The following is a 24773-nucleotide window of genomic DNA, read 5'->3' as shown; positions in this document are numbered from 1 at the left end:
ACTGACCTCTTCATAAGGGGTCAGTTTTTTTGAGCGGGAAGAAATTGCTGAAAAGCCGTTTTTTTATTAATGGAGAAATGCTCTTTTCCCAGAATGGTATTGATGATTTTTTGGTTTCTGTAAACAGACAGCTTCAAATTCGTAGCGCCCGTTCCGTGAGCATGATCAAGATTCGTTAATGTGAAAAAATGATGCCGCCTGTCGTCCTTAAAGACAAGACGGGAATCTGCCGTCACTTTAAACCGTTTCTCATCCTCCCATTCGATATCAGGGGCAATTGCCGTAAACCATTCCGGAATATGAGGTTTAAAACCGGTCGCCAATATCACTTTTTCTGAATCGGCCGTAAAGGTTTCATCCATCTGCCATTGATGAAAGCTCAGTACGCAGCGCCCGTTTTGCTTTTCAATTTTTTCAAGCTCCGCCATCGGCTGAATATACACGTCAGGCGAACCTCCGCTGATCGATCTGTGATACAGGGCATCGTAAATGGCGGCAAGTGTGTCAGAATCAATGCCGTGGCGCAGTCCGTCCAGCTCAGGAAGTGTGTTCAGCCGTTCTTTAAAAGGCAGGCGGTTAAAATATTCCACATAATCAGGTGTAAACATTTCCTGCCCGAGCTTGGCGGTTTCTAATTCTCGGAATCCGGCGGAGCGTGTCACCCATTGCAGCCGGCTGCGGCGGTATTTTTCATCGTGCAATAAGTCAGAAAAGATCTCCGCGGCGCTCTGTCCGGAGCCGACCACTGTAATTGATTCGGCGCCGGCGAGCTCGTCTTTCCGAAACAAATATTCCGTGCTGACCATCGTGTCCTGACGCGCTTCGGCAGCAATCTCTGCGGGAATAAGCGGTTCAGACCCCGTCCCCATGACGAAATGCTTCGTTTGATAGACACTGATGCTTCCGTCCTCAATGTTCTTGACGCTGACGTCATAATGTCCGCCGGCATTTTTCACGCCGATTACCTCTGAGCCGAAACGGCATGATTTGATTTCTGAAGCCGTCCAGCTCAAATAGTCGTTAAATTCCCGTCTCGGAATATCAAATTCATTAAACGTATAAAACCGGTACAGCCGGTCATGTTCATGGAGAAAGTTTAAAAACGTGTAGCGGCTTTTCGGATCGGCGAGCGTGACCAGGTCCGCCAGAAACGCCACCTGTAAATCCGTTCCTTTAATTAACAGGCCCGGATGCCACGCAAATTCTTTCTTTTTATCGAAAAAAAGAGCGTCTGTTCCGGGTATATCCTCTAACAATGCGGCAATCCCTAAATTAAACGGCCCGATTCCCGCTCCTATGACATCATACATATTATGCACCTCTTGCGAATAACAGTCTGATAGTCTTTTCCCGTTTTTACAGACGGTTAAACATAAAAAAAACGGCACGCTGATTCCGTGCCGTTTTTGATATTATAATGCAGATTTGACGAACATCTCATCTAAGTATTTGATTTTCTCTTCTGTATAATGCTCGAATCGGTCATTATATGATTTCGGATCTTTCGGATTGGCGAAGTGCGTGATTTTTCCGGTTTCCGGATGAATGAATTTGCTTGCCGCGCCGCAGCCGATACCGATAATCGTCTGCACTTCTTCCATAATCATAATGTTGTAGATGCTTTCCTGACCAGGGAAGGAGTATCCGACATTTTCAAGGTTTCCGAGAATGTTTTTCTGCCGGTACAAGTAGTACGGCGTATAGCCGTGCTCTTTTGTCCAGCGGACGGCGTCATCCATCATGCGGGACACTTCCTGTCTGTCGGCAACTTTATACTTATGCTTGTTTCTCGTCATTTCTGACGCCCGTTTAAAAGAAAGCGTATGAACGGTCAAAGATTCAGGCATCAGCTTTTCCGTTTCCTCAAGACTGTGCCTGAACTCAGCCGTCCCTTCTCCCGGCAGGCCGATGATCAGGTCCATGTTGATGTTGTTCATGCCGTGTTTGCGGGAAAGATGGTATTTTTCGATGGTTTCTTCAACTGTATGATGTCTGCCGATGGCCTTAAGCGTTTCGTTTTCATAAGATTGCGGGTTGATGCTGATTCTGTCAATCTTATACTTATTTAAAACGGCCAGCTTTTCCTCCGTAATCGTGTCGGGTCGGCCCGCTTCAACGGTAATCTCCCTGATATTCGCGACATCCGGGAAAGAGCGGACCATTTCTTCATATAAAAGATCCATTTCCTCAGCGGTAATGCTTGTCGGCGTGCCGCCGCCGAAATAAATGGTCGTCACTTTGATATCATGCCGCTTCAGCCATTCTCCGATTTTCTGCATTTCATAGTGAAGCCCCCATAAAAAGGAGCCGACTCTTCCCGCCTGTCCTTGAATGGCATAAGCCGGAAACGTGCAGTAGGCGCATTTTGTCGGGCAGAACGGGATGCCGATATATATGCTGACTTCATCTTTGACCCGGTACAGATCGGGAACCGCAGCGAGCTGACGGTCGACAATCTCCTGCATCAGATTGATTTTTTCATCATGGATCAGATAATCTTTTTTCAGATCGGCATGCGCCTCTTCTTTTGTCAGGCCGCTCTGCAGCTTTTTATGAAGAAGTTTAGTAGGCCTGATGCCGGTTAAGATTCCCCATTTTTGTGTCATGCCCGTATGCGATTGAAGAAGATTTAAGTAGACATATGACAGCGTATTTTTCACCTGTTTAAATACTTCTTTTTCGCTCCATCCGGCAAGAAGCGGTTTCGTATGATGTTCCTTTTCGCCGGTTCCTTTGATTTCTCCGGATACCGACACGCTGTCTGCATCTTGAGAAATGGCAAGTGAGATGACGAGATCAGAGGGTTCCTCCGTTTCGCCGTATGCAAGAACACACTCTTCAAAAAATAAATTCGCGATGTTTTGCAGCGGACGATGCAGCCTGTCATCCGTGATGCCGTCTATTTTTATTTGCAATGTGATCACCTTATTTTTCAGATTCAAAACTTTCTTTAGTGTACAGAAAGAACAGGCTAAAATCAATCCGCGAAAAAGCCGCAGACCGGCGTTTCGCGTCTGCGGCTCTTGATTACGGCCGTTTCATATGGAACTTATCGAGAAAGCCTTTGCGGTGCTGCATGCGGAAATATTCCTTAATCATATAGGCGACTCCCTGTTCATCATTTGACCTTGTCACCCAATCCGCTTTTCTTTTTAATTCATTTGAGGCATTCCCCATCGCGACGCCGAGACCGGCCAGCTCGATCATCGGCAGATCATCTTCCTGATGGCCGATAGCCACAACCTCTTCCATTGAAAGCCCGAGATCAGCGGCGACCATCGAAAGTCCGCTTTCTTTTGAAACCCCTTTAGGCACGATGTTCAGTTTTTCTCCGTTGACGCGGATCACATCGACGGCCGGGAATGCTTTCATTATCGTATCCGTTATATCAGCCTGCAGGCCATCTTCGGCATGCACTTCAATGACGGGCGCTGAAACCGGCTCATCAAGGAGCAGGTCACTTAATGATTCGACAAACTGCACCGGATAAAAAATCGGGTCGGACGGATGAATCATCGTTTTCCCGACCAGATTGGAGTTCACTTTCTTCTTGTTTCCGATCGAATATTTTTCGTGAAGAAGCCGGATATTACATGGATAGCTTTCCAGCACTTGAACGATATTAAACGTGTGATCTTCTGATATTTTCTTCTCAAAAAACGGCTCATCTATTTTTTCAGAAATGTATGCGCCGCTGTGGGTAATCAATTTCGCATTCAGCTTTAATATTTTCGCCACTTTTTGAGCGGAGCGAAAATGGCGGTTTGTGACCAGTGTGACGTAAATTCCTTTTTTCTTGACGTATTCGATGGCATCCTTTGTCGTCTGATGAAGTTTGCCGTTGGAGCGAAGAAGCGCTCCGTCTATATTTAACGCCAGCATTTGTTTTGACACAGAGAAGTCCCCCTCCTTGATGACTGTACTTGTCATTAGGATATGACCCTGTCTCTTTGTTTAGAACAACCTTTTCTCCGCAGCAAAAAAGCCTGCCTCAAGCAGACTTTGAACTGTCGTTTTGTTGGGATACGATCGATTTGCTGCCTTCTCCCCAATGTGTATTTCTATTTACGAAATATATCAGGAACCCCTTATTTGACCGTTGATGCGCTCGTTTCACTTACTCTCTGTTGCTACCCCTTAACATACCAGGCAGTATAGGCGACCGTATCCTTAGATCATCTGTAAGTGTAGGCGCTTTCAGAGTTATTATCTCAATTATATTGTTAAAAAACAAGGGTTTTTTTAACTAAAAAAATCAGAGGAAATATCTATGCTGAATGTATGATAAAGTTGCAAGGGAACATACATTCTCATATAATAAAAGAAAAAAAGCGGTGACTGTCATGTCTCTATTAAAAGATATTTATAACGAAGAATTTGCAGAAGCACTTCTGAACAGAATCAAATCGGCATATCCGGCTTTTGAGCGGGACAAGTGCCGGGCGCTGATGTTTCAGGAAGATTGGCCCGGACTGACGTTAAAACAGCGGATGCGCCGGATCACAGACTCTTTATATGAAACACTGCCGAAGGATTACATACGGGCGCTTGACGTCTTATATGAGACAGCTCCCCGCTTCTCAGGGCTCGCCGGGATTATTTTTCCCGATTATGTCCAACAGTACGGAACGGATCACTGGGACGAATCAATGAAGGCGCTTCAGTATTTCACTCGTTTTTCCACTTCCGAATTTGCGGTCCGCCCGTTTATCAGGCTTGACCGGGTGCGGATGTTCAAAGAGTTCCGTTCCTGGACGGAGCATCCGGACGAACATGTCAGAAGGCTTGCCAGCGAAGGCTCAAGACCGCGCCTGCCATGGGGAATCTCCATTCCGGCTCTTCTTGAAGATCCTTCTCCGATTCTCCCTGTTCTGGACCGCTTGATGAAGGATGACTCGTTATATGTCAGAAAAAGCGTGGCGAATAACCTGAATGACATCTCCAAAACACATCCGGATCTTCTGGCAGAGATCGCAGCCGAGCGGTTCGGCAGCTGTCCGCACACGGACTGGATTTTGAAGCACGCCTGCAGGACACTGTTAAAAAGAGGAGACAAACAGGCGCTTGCGGTTTTCGGGTTTGAAGACGCCTCCCGGATTTCATTGGAACGTTTTACACTGAATTCGGAAACGGCCGCCATCGGAACAAGCATACATTTTTCTTTTCAGATCCGCTCATCCGCCCGGCAAAAAGTCAGGGTTGAATACGCGATTGATTTTGTAAAGAAAAGGGGGCACCGCAGCCGCAAGGTGTTTAAGATGTCGGAGTCCGCCATGGATAACGGAGACGTAAAAACCTTCAGCAAACATCATTCCCTTAAAGATTTAACCACCCGCAAGCATTATCGGGGAATTCACACTCTGTCTGTCATCATTAACGGTACGGTAAAAGGTTCGCTTGATTTTTCTGTTGAATAAAAAAACCCCTCCATTTCATAGATGGAGGGGTGTGGAGCTTATTCCGGGCTGCCGTAAAGCTCTTCAAGAGGTTTCATAATGATTTTGTTTAACTCGCCGATCAGCATGCTCATGCGCTGTTCCGCTTCCATCAGCTGAGAAATCAATTCATGCTGCTGTACGAGAGCAACCGTTTTTTGTGCCTGCTCTACTTCTTCCTGAGTGATTTCTTCACCTGACATCTGTTTCTGCTGCAGCTGCAGCTGTACATTGCGGAAGTTATCAAACATGCGTTTTGCGGATTCATCTGCGTTTACTTGATCATAAAGCCCTCTCAGACGGCTGTATTCATCACTGTTTCGCAAAGCTTTTTCAAGATCATATGCTGCATCATAAAAATGAACTGCCATAGTAACCGCTCCTTTCTTCCTTTCGGACATACCACTCCACTATAACAGACTGCGGAGCGACTTTCATCATCGGCGTATGTTTTCCTTAGAAAAGAATGACAAACAAAGCCTGAATTGCTCCGATTATCCCGCCGAGCAGACCGCCTAAATACGTTATCATCTTAAATTCTCTCTTGGAAATCGACAGCACCATTTCCTCCAGCCGTTCAACGGGAAACTGATCAACCTGCTCTTTGACCACTTCCTCAAGACGCAGCCGTTTCAGCACATCCTCCAAATGAGCGGCAATACTGCCGAGCGCCGCATCAAGCAGCTTCGGCGCGTACGTTCCCGTAATCTCCCCTTCATAACGGGAGATGATGTCACCGAGCCGGCATTCGAAAAAGGGCGCGGTTTGAAGTGCGGCCAAAGCCCGCTTTTTCATGCTGAACAGCAGATCTTTCGCATTCCACTTTTCATCGGCCTCATAAAGTGTATAAGATTTGAGCTTGCCCCATTCTTGAGAAAGCAGATCAGCCAGAAGCTTTTTCGTTTCCTCATTGCGCAAAAACTTTAACAGCTCAGGCAGCACACGGTCTGCCAAGCTTGAATTGCCGAGGAACATCTGCACCATGCTGCCGAGCATCCCCCGGGAATTCAAAAAGTCGTCAATCATATTTCCGAGCCTGTCTTTCCCTTCTTCGCTCTCAAAATAATCAATGCTCCGCTTTAGAATATAATCTGCGGCCATCGGGACTTTTTCATCCAGCTTTTCCTGAAGCTCATCAGGAAGCCAGTCTTTTATGGCGCGGTGCTCATATTTCCGGTACAGGTCCGAAAGCTTTTCATCGGTAAAACGGTCAATCCAGGCATCCGTCTTTTCCTGCGGATTCCGGATGCCCGCGGCGGCCAAAGCTTCGTGCACCGTCATCTCGGAAGCGGCCATTTTTTGTGTGAATTGTTCGGCGAAAAGAAGCGCCTGGTTTTTAACGGTATCTGATAAAAGCCGCTTTTTTATTCCTTCCGGGGTTAAAAGGTGGTTCGTCACCATGAGCCCCATTTGTTTTGCCAATTCATCCCGCCTTTTCGGGATCAGCCCCGGCGTAAACGGAACCCGTTTTCCGAACAGGTAATACGGCCGGTACGGACGAAATAACATCTGAATGGCAAGATGATTCGTCACCGCGCCGATCGCGGCTCCGATCACAATCATAAATAGAAACGTTCCTGCTATGCCCATTCCTTTTCTTCTGCCTCCATCTTATGTTCTATTTTCTTGATGATATATCTATTCGTATTATAGAGGCTGGCGGGCATGCGGGCAAATGAAGAACCTGAATTGTTGTTTGTGAGGAATAAGGCAAGATGCTGTTTCGTACTCTTTACAGTAGATCATCTTTTATGATGCGCTTAGCATATTTATTGGATGGAAGGGCCGTTCCATCAGCGGCTTTTTGAATAAAGGGGGAGTAATAATATGACAACACTCGGTTTTATGTCTGTATCCCGCCGGCACGAAGAAGATTACGCCGGGGAATTGGCTGAAAGAGCGCCTCAATATAATGTGCGCTTAGCCCGCTTTACACCGTTTGATATATTTCCGGATTCTTTGCGCGTGAAAGCGCTCGTCTATCACCCGCAAAGCGGAAAGTGGAACGAAACGGAAATCGATATTCCCGAATATATTTACGACCGCTGTTTTTACGGAAAATCCGCTGAAGCGCAAAAAGCCAAACCGATCGTCGAATGGCTGAAAAAATATCGGAAAACGGAATTTATCGGCCGGGGGCTTCCTGATAAATGGACGGTCACGGATGCGCTCCAAAAGCATCATCTGATCAGTCCCTATATTCCTGAAACGGCCGAAGTCAGCCGCTATGAACAGGTGCAATCATACTTAGCCAAGGAAAAAGCATGTATACTTAAGCCCGCTTTCGGCGCGGGAGGCAGAGGCATCATCCTGCTTGAAACAGGCAAAAAATCAATTACGGCCACTTACTATATCGGAAAAAACAAACAAACAAAATCATTTTCCAATCACGTGTCTTTTAAGTCTTGGTGCAAAAAAGTGCTGCAGCACCGCTATTTGCTTCAATCCTACTTAAATATCCAGGATAAAGAGCGGCATCCGTGCGACATCCGCATTTTCATGCGCAAAACTGAGTCAGGCGTTTGGGAAACGGTCGGAAAAGCGGTCAGAAGGGGTTATCAGAACGGTCTTTTATCTCATTTGCCAGGAGGATCTGAACCGATTAAGTTTGACACATGGTTTGAGGAAATTCCGAGAAAGCAGCAGGCCGTTTTATTGGATGATGTCTTTTCGATCACCCAATCCGTCCCTTATTTCCTTGATGAACGGTTCGGGCCGCTGTTTGAGCTGGGGCTCGATATTTGTTATGCCAAAGACGGACGCATCTGGCTTTTGGATGTCAACTCAAAGCCGGGACGGAAAGCTATTTTAAGCGTGGCTCCGGAGGCGAAAGAGGATTTGTATACGAGTCCGCTGAGACGCTTCCGCGAACTTCAGTCACAGGAAAGCCGGAAAGGAGTATTACCGCGTGAATCATAAAGGGATGATTGTCGGCATCGATAAAAAAAGCAAAAATACGCTGTTTCTCCCCTCCTCCATGAAACGGGAAGGGCTTTTATCCGCTGCCTTCGGGACCAAGGTTGTCAAATGCCGTGTAGCCTTTTCTCAATCACTTGAAAAAAGCGCGCTCCTTTCTGAAGATTTGTTTGAGGAGCTGTTGATACCGCATAAAAGCCGGGCTGACTTTCTCATACACGGCCAGACGGTGCACATCGGACCGCTGATCGGCGTTTTCACAGCCGGGTTCACATCATCGCCGTCCCGCCCGTTAAGAGACCGTACAGCCTTCTTTTCCAAGATGCTCTCTCTTCATGAACAGGCGAACGGATATTGTTTCGTTTTCGGGGCTCATCAGATCAACTGGGAAGAAGGCACCGTCCAAGCGCTGATTTATAAAGAAAACAGCTGGAAACGGACGGCCGTCCCGCTTCCGAATGTCGTATATGACAGGCTCCCGAGCCGAAAAACGGAAGAAGTTCCGCTTTTACAGCAGACAAAACAAAGGCTGATGAATGACTATCAGATTCCGTGGTTTAATCCGCAATTCTTTAATAAATGGGACATTCATAAGCTTCTGGAAAAAAACAGTCTCACCGCTTCACTTCTGCCAAAATCTGTCCTGCACCCGAATGCGGAAGCGTTAGAAACGTTATGCAGCACGTTTGGCACCGTCTATATCAAACCTGCAGACGGCGCACTCGGCACGGGGATTTATAAGGTGGAAAAAACAGATGCCGGCTTATCTGTCAAACACACGAATGAGGAAAAAACGGTGGTGACGGCAGAGTATTCAGATGCGGCATCCTTCATGACATCATTTAAAGAAAACAATGACCCGTCCGCATTTTTAATTCAGCAAGGCATTGATCTGATCCGGCTGGATGGGCGCCCCGTCGATTTCAGGGTGCACACGAATAAAAACGCCGAGGGGAAATGGACAGTGACGGCCATTGCGGCAAAAATTTCCGGTGAAAACAGCATCACGACGCATCTGGCAACCGGCGGAGAAGTCAGGACGTTAGCTGAATTATACGGCGATCCGCGAGAGAGAGTCGGCATGATGCGGAAACTTTCAAAAGCCGCCTTGGCGGTCAGCCGCGTGTTAAATGAGCACATTGAAGGTTTTATCGGCGAAATCGGTTTTGACCTCGGCGTCGATCATTCAGGGAAAGTTTGGATGTTTGAAGCCAATTCCCGCCCCGGGCGCAGCATTTTTTCCCATCCGAAGCTGAGATCGGTCGATTACCTGACAAAACGGAGAAATTTTGAATACGCGTCGTATTTATCAGAACGGTCCATCACCGCCCCGGAAAAACTTTGGCGGTGAGGCTGTCTTTTTTTAGGTTTACCCGGGACAGGCATTGAACGATGAGCTACAATGAACAAGATCAACATTTCCCATAAGGAGCGTGAACGTCATGATTTCGCACTTCAGCTGGAAACCGTTATTCAAAAAAGAGAAACTGCCCGGATGGCGGATTTCATTTTACTGGCAGGGTACGCATTACGAAGGGATTTACCATAAGTCCGGAGACATTGAATGGGGACACACACATCCGGGAAAAGAAGAGCCGGCTCTCGTAAAAGAGCTGCATGAATTAATGCTTTATCACATATATGACTGAAAGCTAAAAGCTCAGCCGCACCAGGCTGGGCTTTTCTTTTTCCTTCCGCTATTTACCACACCGTTTTCCGAATGAGATGCCGTTTGATTCACCATAATACGTAGTACAAAGCGGCAAACAGCATTGGGTGAAGCCGAGCTGGCAATGGTTTTCATTCCGAAAACCATCGGCTGGTGCAATTCCAGCAAACCCAACCATACTACTTTATAAAGGAGATCATACAAATGGCAAACAACAACTCTTCAAACAACCTAGTAGTACCCGGCGCTGCTCAAGCAATCGACCAAATGAAATACGAAATTGCTTCTGAGTTCGGCGTAAACCTTGGCGGAGAAACAACTTCTCGTGCAAACGGTTCTGTCGGAGGAGAAATCACGAAACGTTTAGTATCTTTCGCACAGCAGAACATGGGCGGCCAAGGCGTACAATAACTCAATAAATGGCTTACAGAAGGCGCGGGATACCGCGTCTTCTTTTATGCCGTCACCCTTTTTTCCTATTCCACATACCCTAGGAAAAAAGGAGGGAAAACATGTCATTCATTGCCTCAGTCAATTGGGAGCTGTTTCAGTTCGTAAGTGTCTCTTTGGTCAATGAATATGTTGCCCACCATTTCCCGTTTATTCACAGGTATTCTTTTCCCCGCTGCTTTGAATGATATAATGAGCGGCGAGGAGGTTTTTTTACATGAACATCGCTTTACTCGGAGCAACAGGAAGAGTCGGACAGGCTTTTATAAAAGAAGCGCAGAAACATGGACACATGGAGATATTCGCTCTTGTCAGATCAGCCGGAACAGTCCTTCCCATTCCTGAAAAACAAATCATAACAGGGAATGCGAGGCGGCGGGAAGATGTAAGCCGATTGATTTCCAAAGCGGACACAGTCGTGAGCTGTCTCGGCACGGACGGTGACGATACCCTTTCAGCCGCTATGACCCATATAATAGACAGCATGAAACGGCATCATGTTCAGCGTCTGATTACGATCGGCACCGCGGGTATCCTTCAATCACGGCTTATGCCTGATCAATACCGGTTTGAATCGGCAGAATCAAAACGAAAATCAACAAGAGCCGCAAAGGAACACGCCCGCGTATACGAAATGCTGCTGGCAGAGGATCTTGACTGGACGATCATCTGTCCCACCTACCTTCCTGACGGAGACGCTGCCGGAGTTTACCGGTTCGAACAGGATCGCCTTCCTGAAGACGGCGCTGAAATCACCGTCGGAGACACGGCGCACTTTCTGTACCGTGAGCTGATCAGCCCGCAGTTTGTCAGAAAACGGGTGGGACTGGCTTACTGAATGAAAAAAAGGGCGAATCTTTAGATTCACCCTTTCCGATTACACCGCGGACTTCGCCGTTCCTTTCTGCAATTCATACATTTGATGGTACTGCCCCTTTTGCGCCATTAATTCGTCATGGCTTCCCTTTTCAATAATGCGGCCCTTTTCCAGCACGAGAATCTGGTCTGCGTGTCTGATCGTGGAAAGCCGATGGGCGATAATAAATGTCGTGCGCCCTTCTTGAACGACTTGCAGCGCTTTTTGAATGACTGCTTCTGTTTCGGTGTCAATGTGCGCCGTCGCCTCATCCAAAATTAATATGGCCGGATCGAACACAAGCGCTCTTGCAAAAGAAATCAGCTGACGCTGGCCTGAGGACAGTGTGCCGCCTTTTTCGGTGACGGGCTCTCTGATACCCTTCGGCAGGGATTGCAGAAGACTTGCGGCGCCGACTTGGCGAAGCGCTTCTTCCGCCTGCTCCAAAGAAATACGCTGATCATCGAGTGTCACATTGGAGCCGATCGTGCCCGAGAAAAGATACGGGTCTTGCAGCACAATGCCCATATGCGACCTCAGCTCCTGCCTTGACATGCCGTATATGCTTTTATCGTCCAGCAGGATATCTCCTTTTTGGGCATCATAAAAACGGAACAGAAGATTCAGGATGGAGCTTTTGCCGGACCCCGTATGGCCGACGAGGGCGACCGTCTCCCCTTTTTCAGCTGTAAAGCTGATGTGTTTCAGCACCTCTTCCCCCTTTCGATATCCAAAAGAAACATCGCGGAATTCCACTGTCCCTTCCGCCTTTCTGTCTGCGGGAGCGCCTTCTTCTTCCGTTTCCTCCTCCTGTAAAAGCTCGAATACCCTGGCGGCAGAGACACGGGCCAATTCAAGCTTCGAAAATTGGTTGACAATCCCCGTAACCGGCTGGAACAAACGGTTTAAATAATCAACAAACGCGTATAAAACGCCGATCGAAACAATTCCGGCCGCACTCAGACTCGCGCCTCCGAAATACCATATCAGCCCGACAAACGCCAGATTGCGCAACACATTGACAAGACTGTGGGACATGAGGGAATTTAAGGACAGCATTTTGTTTTTGTAGCGAAAATGAGCTTCATTCAATTCTTCAAATTCCTTCATCGTTTCCTTCTCGCGGCGGAACGCCTGAATAATCGGCATTCCTTGAATGGATTCGTTCATTTTCGCATTGATGTTACTGTTAATGGAACGGATTTTTTGGTTGAAGACGGATGCGTATTTGCGGTACACAACCGACCAGATCATTAAAATCGGAATAATCAGCAGGCAAACGGCGGCCAGCCTGACGTCAAGCATAAACAGCGCCGTAAAAATGCCGAGCATATAAACGCCGCTTGTGATAAATGTCGACAGCACCGTTACATATAAATCCCTGACCGCTTCTGTGTCATTCGTAATGCGGGCCACGACTTTTCCGGCAGGCAGATTATCAAAGTAGCGGATCGGCATTTTCTGAATGTGTGAAAATACATCCTGCCTCATGCGCTGTATGATCCGGTTCGCTCCCATCTGCAGCAGATAATGCTGGCCGTAATGAAAACATACGGAAAACATGAGCAGTCCCGCGTAAATGGCGGTCAGCGTCAGCAATCCTTTTATTTCGGGACGGTAAAATTGAAAAATCTCCTGTCTTGATAACGTAATGGCGGGATATGACCTGCTTTCTTTACCGTTTGATATTGTCAGCCGGCCGTCAGACACCGAACGGTTTCCGTCAAAACTGACGGGACGGTCAACAAAATAGTAGCCCGCACCGACTTGATAAATGTGCGCCTCTCCGGTTTTGTCCGCCCCCGGTTTGAGCCGGTCCTCCCTGACATAATCATGCCCCCGGAACCTGACGGCGCCCGGATCGTCCGCAGAGGCTTTAACCCATGTTTTTTCAATGCCGAGAATGTGGTCGTCAATCATTTTTTTTCCGATAAACGGGCCGGTCAGCTCAGTGCCGACCGCAATAATGAGCAGGACGACCGCCCATATCAGCAGCTTCTTATATTGAAGCGCGTAATTCCATAATCTTCTCCCGGTCTTCATGCGCCCGTCCCCCCTTCTTCAAGAGAGGACAGCCGCTGCCTCTCATATTGTTTTCGATACCAGCCGTTCTGCGCCAACAGCTCCCGGTGCGTGCCTCTTTCAGACACCCGGCCTTCATCCATGACGAGAATGAGATCTGCGTGTTCAACTGCCGAGAGCCGATGGGTGGTGATAATCGTTGTTTTATGCCGCCGTTTTTTACGGATGCTGTCAATGATGGCGGCTTCCGTTTTCGCGTCTACGGCAGAAAGCGAATCATCTAATATGAGAATGTCAGGATCGGTCAAAAGCGCTCTCGCAATTGAGATGCGCTGCTTTTGTCCGCCAGAGAGCGCTACGCCCTTCTCGCCGACAAGCGTCTCAAGCCCGTCGGAAAGCATGCCGATATCGTTTTCAAAATGCGCATCTTTCAGCGCGCTGCCGATTTCCTCTTCGTTTGCATCCTGCCGGCCGTAAAGCAGATTCTCTTTTACAGTCTTTGAAAATAAAAAATGATCCTGCGGCACATAGCCGATCCACCCGCGGAGCTCCTCAAGCGGAATCTCCTGAATCGGAACGCCTGTAAACGTGATTGCTCCCGCACCGGGCGGATATTCACGCAACAGCTGCTTAATGATCGTCGTCTTTCCGCTTCCCGTCTTCCCGACGATGCCGAGCGTCTGCCCTTTTTCTACGGAAAAAGATACATCAGAAACCGCCGGTCCCGCTCCGCTCGGATACGTGAAAGTCACTTGTTCAAAAACAAGACGCCCGGGCTCCTTGATGCCGGCGGGGTGCTTGGGTCCTGTCACGTCTGGCTCATAGGAAAGCGTCTCATTGACACGATCCAAGGAGGCATTTCCGCGCTGCATGATATTGATTAATTCTCCGATCGCAAACATCGGCCAGATCATCATTCCGAGGTACACGTTAAACGATACCAGCTCTCCCAGCGTCAGCCGGTTTTGAAAAACGAGATAAGCGCCGTAGCCGAGACCGATAAGATAGCTGAGGCCGACGAGAAGTTTCACAGTCGGTTCAAAAAGTGAATCGATAAACGCCACTTTCATATTTTTCTCATATACATCCGCCGTCATATCACCGAACCGGCTGACATCATTTTTTTCCTGCACGAATGCCCGGATGACCCGGACGCCGGATACCGACTCCAGCACCTTGTCATTTAATGATCCGAAAGCATCCTGCGCTTCCGTAAACCGCTCATGGATCTTTTTTCCGTACAGGCTGACCGCAGCCGCCATTATCGGCAGCGGAATAATCGCGGCAAATGTCAGCTTCCAGCTGATGAGAAGCCCCATTGTCAAAAATATCGTCAGCATATACATCGTTGAATCAACGAGCGTTAAGACCCCGAAGCCCGTCGTCATACTGACGGCCTGCAAGTCATTTGTCCCCCGCGCCATTAAATCGCCCGTTCTGTATTTCTCGTAAAACGGCGGTGACATTTGAAGAAGCCTTCCCATCAGCTTTGAACGGAGAATCTTCTCCATGACATTCGCCCCGCCGAAAAGCTGATACATCCAAAAATAAGACAGTAAATAGACGGCTGCCGTTAATGCGAGAAAAACACATATGTAAAACAGCATCCCGCTTTTTGTAAACACGCCCGCCTTCATATCGTCTATCGCGTTACCGAGAAGTTTAGGCGGAAACATTTCAATGACATTCACAATCAATAACAGAACAATCGCTGTCGTATAGCGCAGCCAATAGGCTTTAAAAAACCACGCGAGCTTTTTTAATACAGTAAACAAATACCGTCATCCCCTTTCATCAATCAGCCGCCCTCAAGCTTTTCCGGATTGTTTTTCATTGTTTTCGCTAATACCGCCACATGCATCACACCTGTCTTTCTTTCATTTTTTTGTATAAAAAAAGACATGAAGCCTCAGCTCCATGCCTCTTATTATTATAAATAAGGTACAGACCCGCCGTTTATGCGCGACTGCCTCGTTTTTAAGCAAATGTTCAGAAAACGGAAGCTGTATGGGAGTCACGCCGGTATTCAGCTGAAGATGAGTTGACAAGCTTTAGTTTTGACATGATCCATACCTCCTTTTTCCCTATATTGTTCCTTCATCATATAAACAAATCCTTTTTTTGTCAATGCAGGTTTTACATTTCTGCCATTCGGGTATTGTAAAACAAACCTTTTTTACTGAAAGGATGAGGCCGATGTTTCACGCGGACCGGTTGATAGCAGCTTTTGACGGAAGTGATGATAGTAAAAAAGCGCTCCAAAAAGCCATAGACCTTTCAAAAACGTTTCACGCGGATTTAACGGTCGTACATTCCCACAATGCAAAAGATACCCAGACGATTGTTGATCCCCCGAGGCCGGGAGCCGGGGCAACGTATATCGGCGGCGGGATTGCAAGCGTTCCTGATCCGCTCCAGGCGGAAAGAATCTCCCCTGATCCGATGATTTATGAAGACCGTACGGAAGAAATCGTTGCGGAAGCGAGAATGCTGATGAACGACAGCCAGATTGACGGGGATATCGACATTTTAGAAGGTGATCCCGCTGATGCCATTATCGAGCATGCCGACCGTATATCGGCGGATTTGATCGTCATGGGGAGCCGGGACCAGAACAGGCTGAAAAAACTTTTATTCGGAAGCGTCAGTGAAAAACTGTCATCGAAATCCGATATTCCCGTGCTGATCGTAAAATAATTCTTTCTGTAAAGCAGCTTAATCAAAAGCTGCTTTTTTTACAGCTCCCGGCTGTTTCTTCTTTTTTTCGGCATCACAAAAAAACTCGCCATGATCAAAAAATCGATGCACAATACGACAGACCAGCCCTTTAACAGCTTGCTGAGCGCTTCGGTGCGGGAAGCGTCCTGAATGAGAAATACCGTTCCGGCTAAAAGAACGCCGCCGATGGCAAACGCTAATACATGTCTCCCCCACCCTTTTGCATAATGTTTGGCATAATCCAGCCCGTACTGCTTGACCGGTCTTGCCCCTTCCTTGACCACATAATAGCGGAACCGCTCATCCGCCCATTGAATCATGCTTTTCCCGAAGGCGACAGACACTCCGATATAAATGGCCGCCACCGCATGCGCCATAGTCGCCGCCGCCCCTCTGTATAAATCAGCTGCGGCCGCCAGAAACAGTACGGCATCCAATAAAGGAATGAGAGCGAAAAAAAACATTCCGAGCTTTTGCCGCCTGAATATATAGCGCGCCGCCAATCCGAAGATGACAGCCGCCCAAAAAGCAGCCTCACAAATGACAATCAACCAAGCAATCGCGTTCAATCCGGTTCCCCCTTATCGTTTTCTAAAATGCATTGTATCACTGCTTTTTATTTAATACAACTGTATTACAAAATTGCAAGAAAAAATATTTCCTGTTACACTGGAACCATGCCTAAAATAATCGATCATGAAAAAAGAAGAAAACAAATAGCCGAAGCCACTTGGCGGACGATTTTGGAGCGGGGAATGGAAGGAGCGACAGTGAGAAACATCGCCCAGGAAGCGGGTCTTTCTTTAGGCGCGCTGAGGCACTATTTCACCACCCAGGATGAGCTTTTAGGGTATGCGATGACACTCGTAAAAGAAAAAGCGGCCGCCAGAATTAACGAAGTTGCCATGAAAGATCTGCCGCCGAAAGAAAAAGCGGTGCGTCTGATGCTTGAAATCATCCCGACAGATGAAGAAACGATGGCTGAAATGGAGGTATGGTTCGCTTTCACAGCTTATGCCAGACATAAGGGAGAAGAGTTTCAACCCCAGCAGGACGGGATCTTAGCATATATCCGCGGTCTGATTGACTGGCTGGATGAAAATAAGCTTCTGAAACCGAATCTTGATAAAGAGATTGAAGCGGAGAAAATGTACGCCATCGCCGACGGATTGGCGCTGCATGCCATGCTTGAACCTGAGCGTCTTTCAAAAGAGAAGATCTCCCGTGTGCTCGTTCAGCATATCGAATCTCTTTTTATCTGACTGAAGTAAAAAGGCCGGATGTGTTCCGGCCTTTTTTCAGCTTATGACTGAACCCCGAGCTCCTGCTGAATGTGCGACTGAAAAGCCTCCTGAATCGTTTTGGCTACAGGTCCCGGCGTTCCGCTTCCGACCGGTTTTCCGTCAAGGGTTACGATCGGGATTAATTCAGCCGTCGTTGACGAGATGAAAATTTCATCCGCATCCCTGAGTTCGTCTTCGGTAAGAGCCTTCTCCCGCACCTCAATCCCGTTTTCTTTCATCAGCTCTAACAGTTTCATCCGCGTAATGCCGTTTAAAATCAGCTCATTTGCAGGATGCGTCCGGACAGTGCCGTTTATGACGGCGTATACATTGGAAGAGGTTCCTTCCGTGACCGCTCCGTCCCTTATCAGCACCGCTTCATAAGCGCCTGCTTCATAGGCTTTTTGTTTAATCATCACATTATACAGTAAATTCAGACTCTTAATGTCACACCTCAGCCAGCGTTTGTCTTCCGCCGTTATGGCCTGCGCTCCGGCTTTTTGTTCATTTTCCGGTTTTTTCACTGAAAAGGTGTATGCCGTCGTCTGCGGTTCCAATCCTTCGTCATACTGGTGCTTCCGCGGCGCCTTCCCTCTCGTCGTCTGTATATAGACCCCGCCGTCAATGAGTTTGTTTTCCTGTACGAGCTTTTGCAGATCCCATTCTATGTCCTCTGCGGAGAACGGCAGGGTGATGCCGATTTCTGCGGCGCTTCTGAAAAGACGGACGATATGCTCACGCAGACCGAATAAGGCACCGTTATACACTCTGATGACCTCATACACACCGTCACCGAATTGATATCCGCGGTCCTCAATATCAACTGCCGCTTCTTCACGATCAATCAACTGGCCGTTTACTAATGTCTTCATGTAAACCCTCCTCATCGTTATCTGCCGTGATGTGCATTCTCAGCTGTTATTGTCAACTATTCTATCATACTGAACGAGCCGGCTGCGGAGTTTATTTTTTTCTTAAAATCTTATTATTCGACATCTTTTCTATGTCTTTTCCAGTTTTGTTCCTGTATACTTGATTCGACATACATATGCTGTTAACTTATGGCACTTCGCAAGCCTCCGCTGTTATCGGCATTATGCAGAAACTTATGCTACTGGAGAGATTGTTATGCGCAACACAAAAGAAGGTGCTTCCCCTTCTCTGTTTTCATTGGCTTTTAAACTTACGAGTTTAGCAGTTTTGTGCGGACTGCTTCTGGTAATCGTCATAATGGGATATTCCGCTTCCGCCGCAAAAAACAAACAGGTCACCGTGACCGCAAACGGGCAGCTTCGGGATGAAGCAGAAAGCCTGCGGCTGAAAAATGATTCTCCCGACGTCTTAATGAAACATTTGCAGAGAGAGCGTGACCCAGGGAAAAAAACGGTATATTTAACCTTCGACGACGGGCCGTCTCCATATACTGAACAGCTGTTGAATGTATTGAAGGCAAATGGCGCAAAGGCCACTTTTTTTATGCTTGAACCGCGGATGAAAGCCTATAAGCATTCCGTGCAAAGAGCGAAGCAGGAAGGAATCGCGCTCGGCCTGCACGGCGTGACGCACGATAATCACCTGTTTTATCAAACACCGACATCACCGCTGAACGAAATGCAGCAGGGACGCGATACACTCGAGGCAATCACCGGAGTAAAAACGGATCTTGTCCGCACGCCTTACGGCAGTAAACCGTCATTGACGGATGCCCAGATTAAGAATCTCGAAAAAGGCGGATTCGTGTACTGGGACTGGACGATAGACAGTGAAGACTGGAAGTACAAAAACGCACGGTACGTGCCGGAAGTATTGAATCAGCTCGCATATTTGGAAAGCGTTCATACGAGCAGGCCGCATGTCATTTTAATGCACGATCTGCCTGCGACGGTGCACGCTTTGCCGAGCCTGATCCAAAAACTGAAAGCCCAGGGCTACTCCTTTGATGTTCTGACGGATCAAATGATTCCCGTCCATGAATAAGAAAAGCCGGATCTGTATATGATCCGGCTTTTTTTATGTCGCGGCGCTGATCCGTTTTGCAAATTCACCGATCTTCTCATGGATGACAAGATCAAATAAATGGTCGCAATATGTCGGCTCAAGGTTAATGATCACCTGCTTCAAACCGGGAATCCGTCCCGCATCCTCAGGGACAAACCTTGCCGGCGCCACTTCAAGCGAAGTGCCGATCACAAGAAGAAGATCAGCTTTATCTAGCTTTTCATAAAGGGTTTCAAAATGCTGAACGAGATCGCCGAACAGCACGACATCCGTTTTTAATACGGTGCCGCATACCGCATGATCACCGATTTCCGCCGTACATTCCGGCACTTCGTCCTTCAGCAGATGAGAAAGCCCGTAGCGCGCTCCGCAGCGGGGGCATGCGGCGGTCTGAATTGAACCGTGAAGCTCATAGACACTGCTGCTTCCCGCTTTCTTATGCAGCCCGTCAATATTCTGCGTGAAAATGTCTACCTGCTTTCCCCGCTTTTCAAGATCCGCCAAATACGTATGGCCGGCATTCGGCTCATAGCTTCCGCTCATTTTCATCTGAAAGAGCTGTTTGAATTTAGGCCAGAATTCACGCGGACGGCGTTCAAAGTATTCCCTGCTCATCGCTTCCATTCTGGAGGTGTCTTCGGTCCATATACCGCCCGCCGAACGAAAATCGGGAATGCCGGATTCCGTGCTCATTCCCGCTCCCGTCAGCACCACGATACGTTCCGCCTGATTGATCAATGTCATAAACGCTTCCACTCTTCCACCGCCTTTTCTTTTTATCATATCATGAAAAAAGAACGGCGCCTGTTATGCCCGTTCTTTTTCTCCGGAATGATCCTTCACATGAACCGGATCATCGTGGCTTTTCTGTTTTACGAATACATTCTGGCCCGGATAGGCGAATTCCACGCCTTCCTCAGCAAAAATATCAATAATCCGGCGGTTGATATCCTGCCGCACGTCCAAGCTTTCCGCCCAGACGATGGTCTTTGTGTAAAAGTTGAAAAACAGATTGTAATAGCTGTCCGCAAACACGTCAAAGTTAACCATAATCGTATCATCATGCACGCCTTCATGTTCACGAAGCATTTCTCTGAGCCTTGTGATGCACCGCTCTAAACGATCAATCGGCGTCGCATAAGAAACACGAACGGAAAACGTGACCTGGCGCTTCGTCATCCTCGTCCAGTTTGTGATGGCTTCCATGGACAGCGTTGAATTGGGCACGGTAACAAGCGCCCCCTGCGCCGTGCGGAACCTTGTGCTTCGGAAAGTGATATCTTCAACGCCTCCCGTCACAGATGACGTCTCGACCCAGTCGCCGATCGTAAACGGCTTTTCCGTAATGATGATAATGCCGCCGAAAAAATTGCTGATCGTATCTTTAGCCGCGAGCGCGAAGGCCAATCCGCCAAGTCCGAGTCCGGCCACGAACCCGTTTACATCATAATTGAATTCCTGCGCGATCACACTGACGCTGAGCGCGAGAATGACAAAGCGCAGCACCTTGGATAAAAACGGCGCCAAAATGTCATCCATATCAAGCTCAAAGCGCTGATTGACTTTATGAAATAAAAACGAAGACGCCGATGTCAGATTGCAAAGCCCCCAGGCGATCAGCGCAACGATCAGAGAGCGGTACAATTTTTTGACAATGTCCATCTGCCCGTCTAAAAACGGCGAATACTCAATCGCCAAAAACAGACCCAGCGCCACGAAAAACCATCTGGCCGGCTTGTCAAACGCTACGGCAATCTGTTTGAATATGTCGGTTTTCGGCTTGTTTGCCAATTTGTAAATGAGCTGAAAAAAGTATTTGACAAACAGTTTTCTCAAAACGAGAAAAGCCGCTAAAATTCCGATGCTGATACTGATCTGCGAAATATGGTCAAGCGTAAAAAAGCTCTGAAATTGTGTCATCATGGCATATGCTCCTTTGTCTTGTCGAAAATCTATTATACTAAAACATTCGGACATCAGCTTCTTTTAATGTCTTTAGGCAGCCTGAAAAACCCCGGCCTCAGAGCACAGCCGGGGTTTTCACACATTCGTTCATCTTTCAGCCAGATACAACAGGGTCAGGCACTATTTCTTCTTTGATTGTGTCTGTTTCAGGAGAGTCGCTTTTTGGATTTCAGCATCGGTTTCGGCCTTAATTCTTTCTTCCACTTTCAATCTCCCTTTTTCCATGATCTCGCCTCCTTTTTGCCATTATAAATCATCACTGCGGATTGTAAACCGAAAAAAGCACTATCTTTATTCCAAAAAAATACTGTTTCGCACATTCACCAGTTTGAATCGCTGTGCATATACGAATCTGATATAATAACAGAAATGCCCATGAGGGGAGCTGACAAGCTTGTATACCATCGCTCATCGCGGCGCATCCGGTTACGCGCCCGAAAATACATTTGCGGCATTTGATATCGCTGCCGAAATGAACGCTGATTTCATTGAGCTTGACGTCCAGCTCACAAAAGACGGCCAGATTGTCGTCATCCATGATGACAAAGTCGACCGGACGACGGACGGCTCCGGTTTTGTAAAAGATTTTACGCTGAAGAAGCTGCAGTCTCTGGATGCCGGCAGCTGGTATGGGGCTGAGTTTAAAGGGGAGCGGATTCCCCTGCTCGAAGAGGTCTTGAAGCGTTATCATTCTGAAATCGGTTTTTTAATTGAACTGAAAGGGCACGTTTCTCAAGTCGGTCTTGAAAAAGCAGTCGGCCAGCTGTTAAGCAGGTTTTCCTTTTCCATCCGCCCTATCGTTCAATCATTCAGCCTCAAGTCAATTCAGACCTTTCACGACATGTATCCGTCCGTTCCGACTGCAATAATTGCAAGACCCAGCTTCGGGATGTTTTCCAAAAGCCAGCTGGCCGCCTACAAATCAGCCGTAAATTATGTCAATATTAAATATACCCGCCTGAATCGGTTCTTGATTTCCACCGCTCACAGACACGGCCTGAAAGTATTTGCCTGGACGGTCAGAAATCAAAAGACGGCCGAAAAACTGCAAATGATGGCAGTTGACGGCATTGTAACTGATTTTCCGGATTTTATTTCTAAGGATGGCTGATATGAAACAATACATCGCAATTTTTATCGGAGGCGCGCTTGGCGCATTGCTCCGCTTTGAAATGAGCGCGCACATTCACAGCGGTTCTTTCCCGGCGGCCACTTTCCTCGAAAACGCGGCGGGAAGCCTTTTACTCGGTCTTATTACGGGTTATTTCATCATTCGGGCTAAACGCCCTCTTTTGACCGCCTTTTTAGGAACCGGTTTTTGCGGAGGTTTCACGACGATGTCAACCTTCGCAAAAGAAACCATTTTTCTGCTGCAATCGTCTCCCGCAGCGGCTTTTTGTTATGCTGCCGCGACATTAATCTCTGGCATTGCCCTTGCATACGCCGGCATTTTCTGGGGACGGCGTATTGCCCTTCACGCAGCGGGAAGGGGGCATGATACACCATGACGATTGTCCTGATGCTTATCGCAGCGGGTATCGGAGCGGTATTACGTTCTCTTTTGGGTAAAACAATTTCAGAAAGAACAAAAGGTTTTCCGATGCCGCTTGGAATGGCTGCGGTCAACCTGCTCGGCTCCTTCGGCCTCGGCATGTTCACCGGCCTGGGTCTGGATAATCCTTCTGCCGGCATCATCATCGCGACGGGCTTTTTCGGTGCGTTTACGACCTTTTCCACGTTCAGTATTGAAGCCGTGCAGCTGATGATGAACAACCGCATTAAGGAAAGCCTGCTCTACATCGCTGTTTCAGCAGCCGGAAGCCTTTTGGCGTTCTGGTGCGGCTTTGTTATGATATCCATTTAAAAAAACCTTGAGCTTATTTTTCGCTCAAGGTTGCGTTATGAAGCATGACCGTTTCAGGCACGGGAAGCTGGCGGTTTATTGTTCCCTGACCGCCCGGGCGGCCCTGTTCTTCTTTGAGTTCAAGCTGTTTAATAAACCGGCCGTCCATTTCTACTATGAGGGCAGTGTATCCCCCGATTTGTATCGACTCACCCGCACAGATGTCAATATTCCGTTTCAGCACAAGACCGCCGATCGTGTCGACTTCCTCTTCAATCCCTGCGCCGAGAAGATGATTCACCTGATCGATCCGAACCTTTCCGTCCAGCACATAATGGCGTTCGGACAGCTTTTGAATCTGCGGCTGTTCGTCCTCATCAAATTCGTCTCTGATATCGCCGACGATTTCTTCAAGTATGTCTTCGGTCGTCACAAGACCGGACGTTCCGCCGTATTCATCAGACAATATCGCCAAATGAATCCGTTCTCTCTGCATTTTTATCAGCAGGTCGTGTATCGGGATCGTCTCGATGACTTCAATCACCGGGCGGATGTAAGACGTGATGGATACTTCCGCTTTTTCATCTTCTGTCATAAACAGCAGATCTGAAAAGAGATGCTTCGTATTGATCATGCCGATGACATTGTCTTTGTCCCCGTCCGTTACGGGCCAGCGCGTATATTTGTCTTTCAGCATCATATCAAGCATTTCCGGCACGTCCATATCAGTGGAAACAGCCGCGATTTCTTTTCTCGGGATCATGATTTCCTTGGCGATCCGATTATCAAAATCAAAAATTTTATTCACAAATGTATATTCAGACGGATTGATTTCTCCGTTTTTTAAACTTTCTGACAGCAGGATCCGCAGCTCTTCTTCAGAGTGGGAGCCTTCATGCTCAGATGCCGGCTTTAATCCGGCCAAACCGGTCAGAATTCTCGCGGAGCCGTTCAGCACCCAAATAAACGGGAACATGAACACGTAAAATAACCGAAGCGGTCCGGCAATCCATAACGTCAGCTTTTCAGCTTTTTGAATCGCAACCGTTTTAGGCGCAAGCTCACCGACGACGACATGCAGAAACGTAATCAGCCCGTACGCCGCAGCAAAAGCAATCACATGCTCAGCAGAATCCGGCAGCCCCATGCCCTGAAACACAGGATGAAGCATCCGCTCAAATGCAGGCTCTCCCAGTACGCCGAGCCCGATGGATGTGAGTGTAATGCCAAGCTGCGAGGCGGATAAATACTCATCAAGATCCGTAATGATACGCTTTGCGAGCACCGCCCGTCTGTTCCCTTCTGAAATGAGCTGATCGATTCTGGATCTTCTCACTCTGACGATCGCAAATTCACTCGCCACGAAAAATGCCGTTAACGCAATGAGCACACCGATTAAAATCAAACTGTCAATATCGTCCATTTCACCTTATCCCGAATTAAAGGATAAGGACGTCACCTCCTGATTTCATCGTTTTTTCTTAAGCGAGAGGAACGAAATGGGTGATTGACTACACAGAGGGCCCCATCCTGCCACCTCCTAAGTCAAAGCATGATTGTCATTTGTATAGTTTATTGTATCACAACTCCATTCTTTCATCATTTTCAGATTTTTATG

General features: G+C 47.7%; 26 protein-coding genes. 13 read left to right on the top strand and 13 right to left on the bottom strand.

The window, feature by feature from the left end:
• Positions 1-20: 20 nt before the first annotated feature.
• From NYE42_RS04990 to NYE42_RS04980, 3 genes are all read right to left on the bottom strand, one after another.
• Positions 21-1310, bottom strand: a complete 1290-nt coding sequence (locus tag NYE42_RS04990) for a SidA/IucD/PvdA family monooxygenase (protein ID WP_352426805.1) — start codon at positions 1308-1310, stop codon at positions 21-23.
• A 102-nt stretch (positions 1311-1412) separates the two neighbouring features.
• On the bottom strand, positions 1413-2915 hold the full coding sequence (locus tag NYE42_RS04985) for a coproporphyrinogen III oxidase (protein WP_007409236.1): 1503 nt from the start codon (positions 2913-2915) through the stop codon (positions 1413-1415).
• 112 nt (positions 2916-3027) lie between these two features.
• The gene (locus NYE42_RS04980; protein ID WP_007409237.1) at positions 3028-3894 is read right to left on the bottom strand and encodes a Cof-type HAD-IIB family hydrolase; all 867 of its coding nucleotides are present in this window, start codon (positions 3892-3894) and stop codon (positions 3028-3030) included.
• Between the two features lie 383 nt (positions 3895-4277).
• Between NYE42_RS04980 and NYE42_RS04975 the strand changes: the two genes are divergently transcribed.
• The gene (locus NYE42_RS04975; protein ID WP_352426804.1) at positions 4278-5417 is read left to right on the top strand and encodes a DNA alkylation repair protein; all 1140 of its coding nucleotides are present in this window, start codon (positions 4278-4280) and stop codon (positions 5415-5417) included.
• Between the two features lie 38 nt (positions 5418-5455).
• Here NYE42_RS04975 and NYE42_RS04970 read toward each other — a convergent pair whose 3' ends face one another.
• Together NYE42_RS04970 and NYE42_RS04965 are read right to left on the bottom strand one after the other, a co-directional pair.
• Positions 5456-5806, bottom strand: a complete 351-nt coding sequence (locus NYE42_RS04970) for a YlbF family regulator (RefSeq protein ID WP_014720937.1) — start codon at positions 5804-5806, stop codon at positions 5456-5458.
• Positions 5807-5891: 85 nt separating this feature from the next.
• Positions 5892-7025: a DUF445 family protein gene (locus NYE42_RS04965; RefSeq protein ID WP_015417139.1), complete on the bottom strand. Its 1134-nt coding sequence runs from the start codon at positions 7023-7025 to the stop codon at positions 5892-5894.
• Between the two features lie 237 nt (positions 7026-7262).
• Here NYE42_RS04965 and NYE42_RS04960 point away from each other — a divergent pair, with 237 nt between their 5' ends.
• From NYE42_RS04960 to NYE42_RS04935, 6 genes are all read left to right on the top strand, one after another.
• A complete protein-coding gene (locus NYE42_RS04960) occupies positions 7263-8354 on the top strand; it encodes a YheC/YheD family protein (RefSeq protein ID WP_012117192.1) in 1092 nt (363 codons plus the stop codon).
• Positions 8344-9702 (top strand): YheC/YheD family protein, encoded by a 1359-nt coding sequence (locus NYE42_RS04955; protein ID WP_007409242.1) that lies wholly within the window; start codon positions 8344-8346, stop codon positions 9700-9702. Before NYE42_RS04960 ends, NYE42_RS04955 begins: the two co-directional genes overlap by 11 nt.
• 82 nt (positions 9703-9784) lie before the next feature.
• Positions 9785-10000 carry a YheE family protein gene (locus NYE42_RS04950; protein ID WP_012117190.1) on the top strand — a complete coding sequence of 72 codons (216 nt, stop codon included), beginning with the start codon at positions 9785-9787 and terminating at the stop codon, positions 9998-10000.
• A 224-nt stretch (positions 10001-10224) separates the two neighbouring features.
• Positions 10225-10431, top strand: coding sequence for an alpha/beta-type small acid-soluble spore protein (locus NYE42_RS04945; RefSeq protein ID WP_007409244.1), 207 nt, complete (start codon positions 10225-10227; stop codon positions 10429-10431).
• Positions 10432-10532: 101 nt separating this feature from the next.
• A complete protein-coding gene (locus tag NYE42_RS04940) occupies positions 10533-10658 on the top strand; it encodes a hypothetical protein (RefSeq protein WP_007610363.1) in 126 nt (41 codons plus the stop codon).
• Between the two features lie 29 nt (positions 10659-10687).
• Positions 10688-11308 (top strand): SDR family oxidoreductase, encoded by a 621-nt coding sequence (locus NYE42_RS04935; protein WP_015417136.1) that lies wholly within the window; start codon positions 10688-10690, stop codon positions 11306-11308.
• Between the two features lie 39 nt (positions 11309-11347).
• On the opposite strand, the gene NYE42_RS04930 is transcribed toward NYE42_RS04935, so the two are convergent.
• Both NYE42_RS04930 and NYE42_RS04925 read right to left on the bottom strand, forming a co-directional pair.
• Entirely contained in the window at positions 11348-13369 is a 2022-nt protein-coding gene (locus NYE42_RS04930; protein WP_012117188.1) for an ABC transporter ATP-binding protein, read from the bottom strand.
• Positions 13366-15123, bottom strand: a complete 1758-nt coding sequence (locus NYE42_RS04925) for an ABC transporter transmembrane domain-containing protein (protein WP_352426803.1) — start codon at positions 15121-15123, stop codon at positions 13366-13368. The genes NYE42_RS04930 and NYE42_RS04925 overlap by 4 nt, the downstream gene beginning before the upstream one ends.
• A gap of 421 nt (positions 15124-15544) precedes the next feature.
• Between NYE42_RS04925 and NYE42_RS04920 the strand changes: the two genes are divergently transcribed.
• The gene (locus NYE42_RS04920; protein WP_003155289.1) at positions 15545-16045 is read left to right on the top strand and encodes a universal stress protein; all 501 of its coding nucleotides are present in this window, start codon (positions 15545-15547) and stop codon (positions 16043-16045) included.
• Between the two features lie 38 nt (positions 16046-16083).
• Here NYE42_RS04920 and NYE42_RS04915 read toward each other — a convergent pair whose 3' ends face one another.
• Positions 16084-16635 carry a hypothetical protein gene (locus tag NYE42_RS04915; RefSeq protein ID WP_352426802.1) on the bottom strand — a complete coding sequence of 184 codons (552 nt, stop codon included), beginning with the start codon at positions 16633-16635 and terminating at the stop codon, positions 16084-16086.
• A 108-nt stretch (positions 16636-16743) separates the two neighbouring features.
• Between NYE42_RS04915 and NYE42_RS04910 the strand changes: the two genes are divergently transcribed.
• Entirely contained in the window at positions 16744-17328 is a 585-nt protein-coding gene (locus tag NYE42_RS04910; RefSeq protein WP_012117186.1) for a TetR/AcrR family transcriptional regulator, read from the top strand.
• A 41-nt stretch (positions 17329-17369) separates the two neighbouring features.
• Here the strand turns inward: NYE42_RS04910 and dat are convergent, their stop codons facing one another.
• Positions 17370-18221 carry a D-amino-acid transaminase gene (gene dat / locus NYE42_RS04905; protein ID WP_199022446.1) on the bottom strand — a complete coding sequence of 284 codons (852 nt, stop codon included), beginning with the start codon at positions 18219-18221 and terminating at the stop codon, positions 17370-17372.
• Positions 18222-18477: 256 nt separating this feature from the next.
• Here dat and NYE42_RS04900 point away from each other — a divergent pair, with 256 nt between their 5' ends.
• Positions 18478-19326 carry a polysaccharide deacetylase family protein gene (locus NYE42_RS04900; protein ID WP_007409254.1) on the top strand — a complete coding sequence of 283 codons (849 nt, stop codon included), beginning with the start codon at positions 18478-18480 and terminating at the stop codon, positions 19324-19326.
• A 33-nt stretch (positions 19327-19359) separates the two neighbouring features.
• Here the strand turns inward: NYE42_RS04900 and NYE42_RS04895 are convergent, their stop codons facing one another.
• From NYE42_RS04895 to NYE42_RS04885, 3 genes are all read right to left on the bottom strand, one after another.
• Positions 19360-20103 (bottom strand): NAD-dependent protein deacylase, encoded by a 744-nt coding sequence (locus NYE42_RS04895; protein ID WP_012117183.1) that lies wholly within the window; start codon positions 20101-20103, stop codon positions 19360-19362.
• A 51-nt stretch (positions 20104-20154) separates the two neighbouring features.
• Complete coding sequence (locus NYE42_RS04890; RefSeq protein ID WP_015239489.1) at positions 20155-21270, bottom strand: mechanosensitive ion channel family protein; 1116 nt, start codon at positions 21268-21270, stop codon at positions 20155-20157.
• Positions 21271-21432: 162 nt separating this feature from the next.
• Positions 21433-21537 carry a YhdX family protein gene (locus tag NYE42_RS04885; protein ID WP_352426801.1) on the bottom strand — a complete coding sequence of 35 codons (105 nt, stop codon included), beginning with the start codon at positions 21535-21537 and terminating at the stop codon, positions 21433-21435.
• 169 nt (positions 21538-21706) lie between these two features.
• On the opposite strand from NYE42_RS04885, the gene NYE42_RS04880 reads away from it, so the two are divergent.
• From NYE42_RS04880 to crcB, 3 genes are read left to right on the top strand one after another with little or no spacing between them, the layout of a single operon-like run.
• On the top strand, positions 21707-22423 hold the full coding sequence (locus NYE42_RS04880; RefSeq protein ID WP_015417128.1) for a glycerophosphodiester phosphodiesterase family protein: 717 nt from the start codon (positions 21707-21709) through the stop codon (positions 22421-22423).
• Position 22424: 1 nt separating this feature from the next.
• Positions 22425-22820, top strand: a complete 396-nt coding sequence (locus tag NYE42_RS04875) for a CrcB family protein (protein ID WP_014417303.1) — start codon at positions 22425-22427, stop codon at positions 22818-22820.
• Positions 22817-23176: a fluoride efflux transporter CrcB gene (gene crcB / locus NYE42_RS04870; RefSeq protein ID WP_012117180.1), complete on the top strand. Its 360-nt coding sequence runs from the start codon at positions 22817-22819 to the stop codon at positions 23174-23176. The genes NYE42_RS04875 and crcB overlap by 4 nt, the downstream gene beginning before the upstream one ends.
• Positions 23177-23189: 13 nt before the next feature.
• On the opposite strand, the gene NYE42_RS04865 is transcribed toward crcB, so the two are convergent.
• On the bottom strand, positions 23190-24578 hold the full coding sequence (locus NYE42_RS04865) for a hemolysin family protein (protein WP_352426800.1): 1389 nt from the start codon (positions 24576-24578) through the stop codon (positions 23190-23192).
• Positions 24579-24773 lie beyond the last annotated feature (195 nt).

Source organism: Bacillus sp. FSL K6-2865 (genome assembly GCF_040311405.1).
Classification (GTDB): Bacteria; Bacillota; Bacilli; order Bacillales; family Bacillaceae; genus Bacillus; species Bacillus velezensis.
Note: the sequence above shows the minus strand (reverse complement) of the source record. Positions and strands in the feature narration are given on the sequence as shown.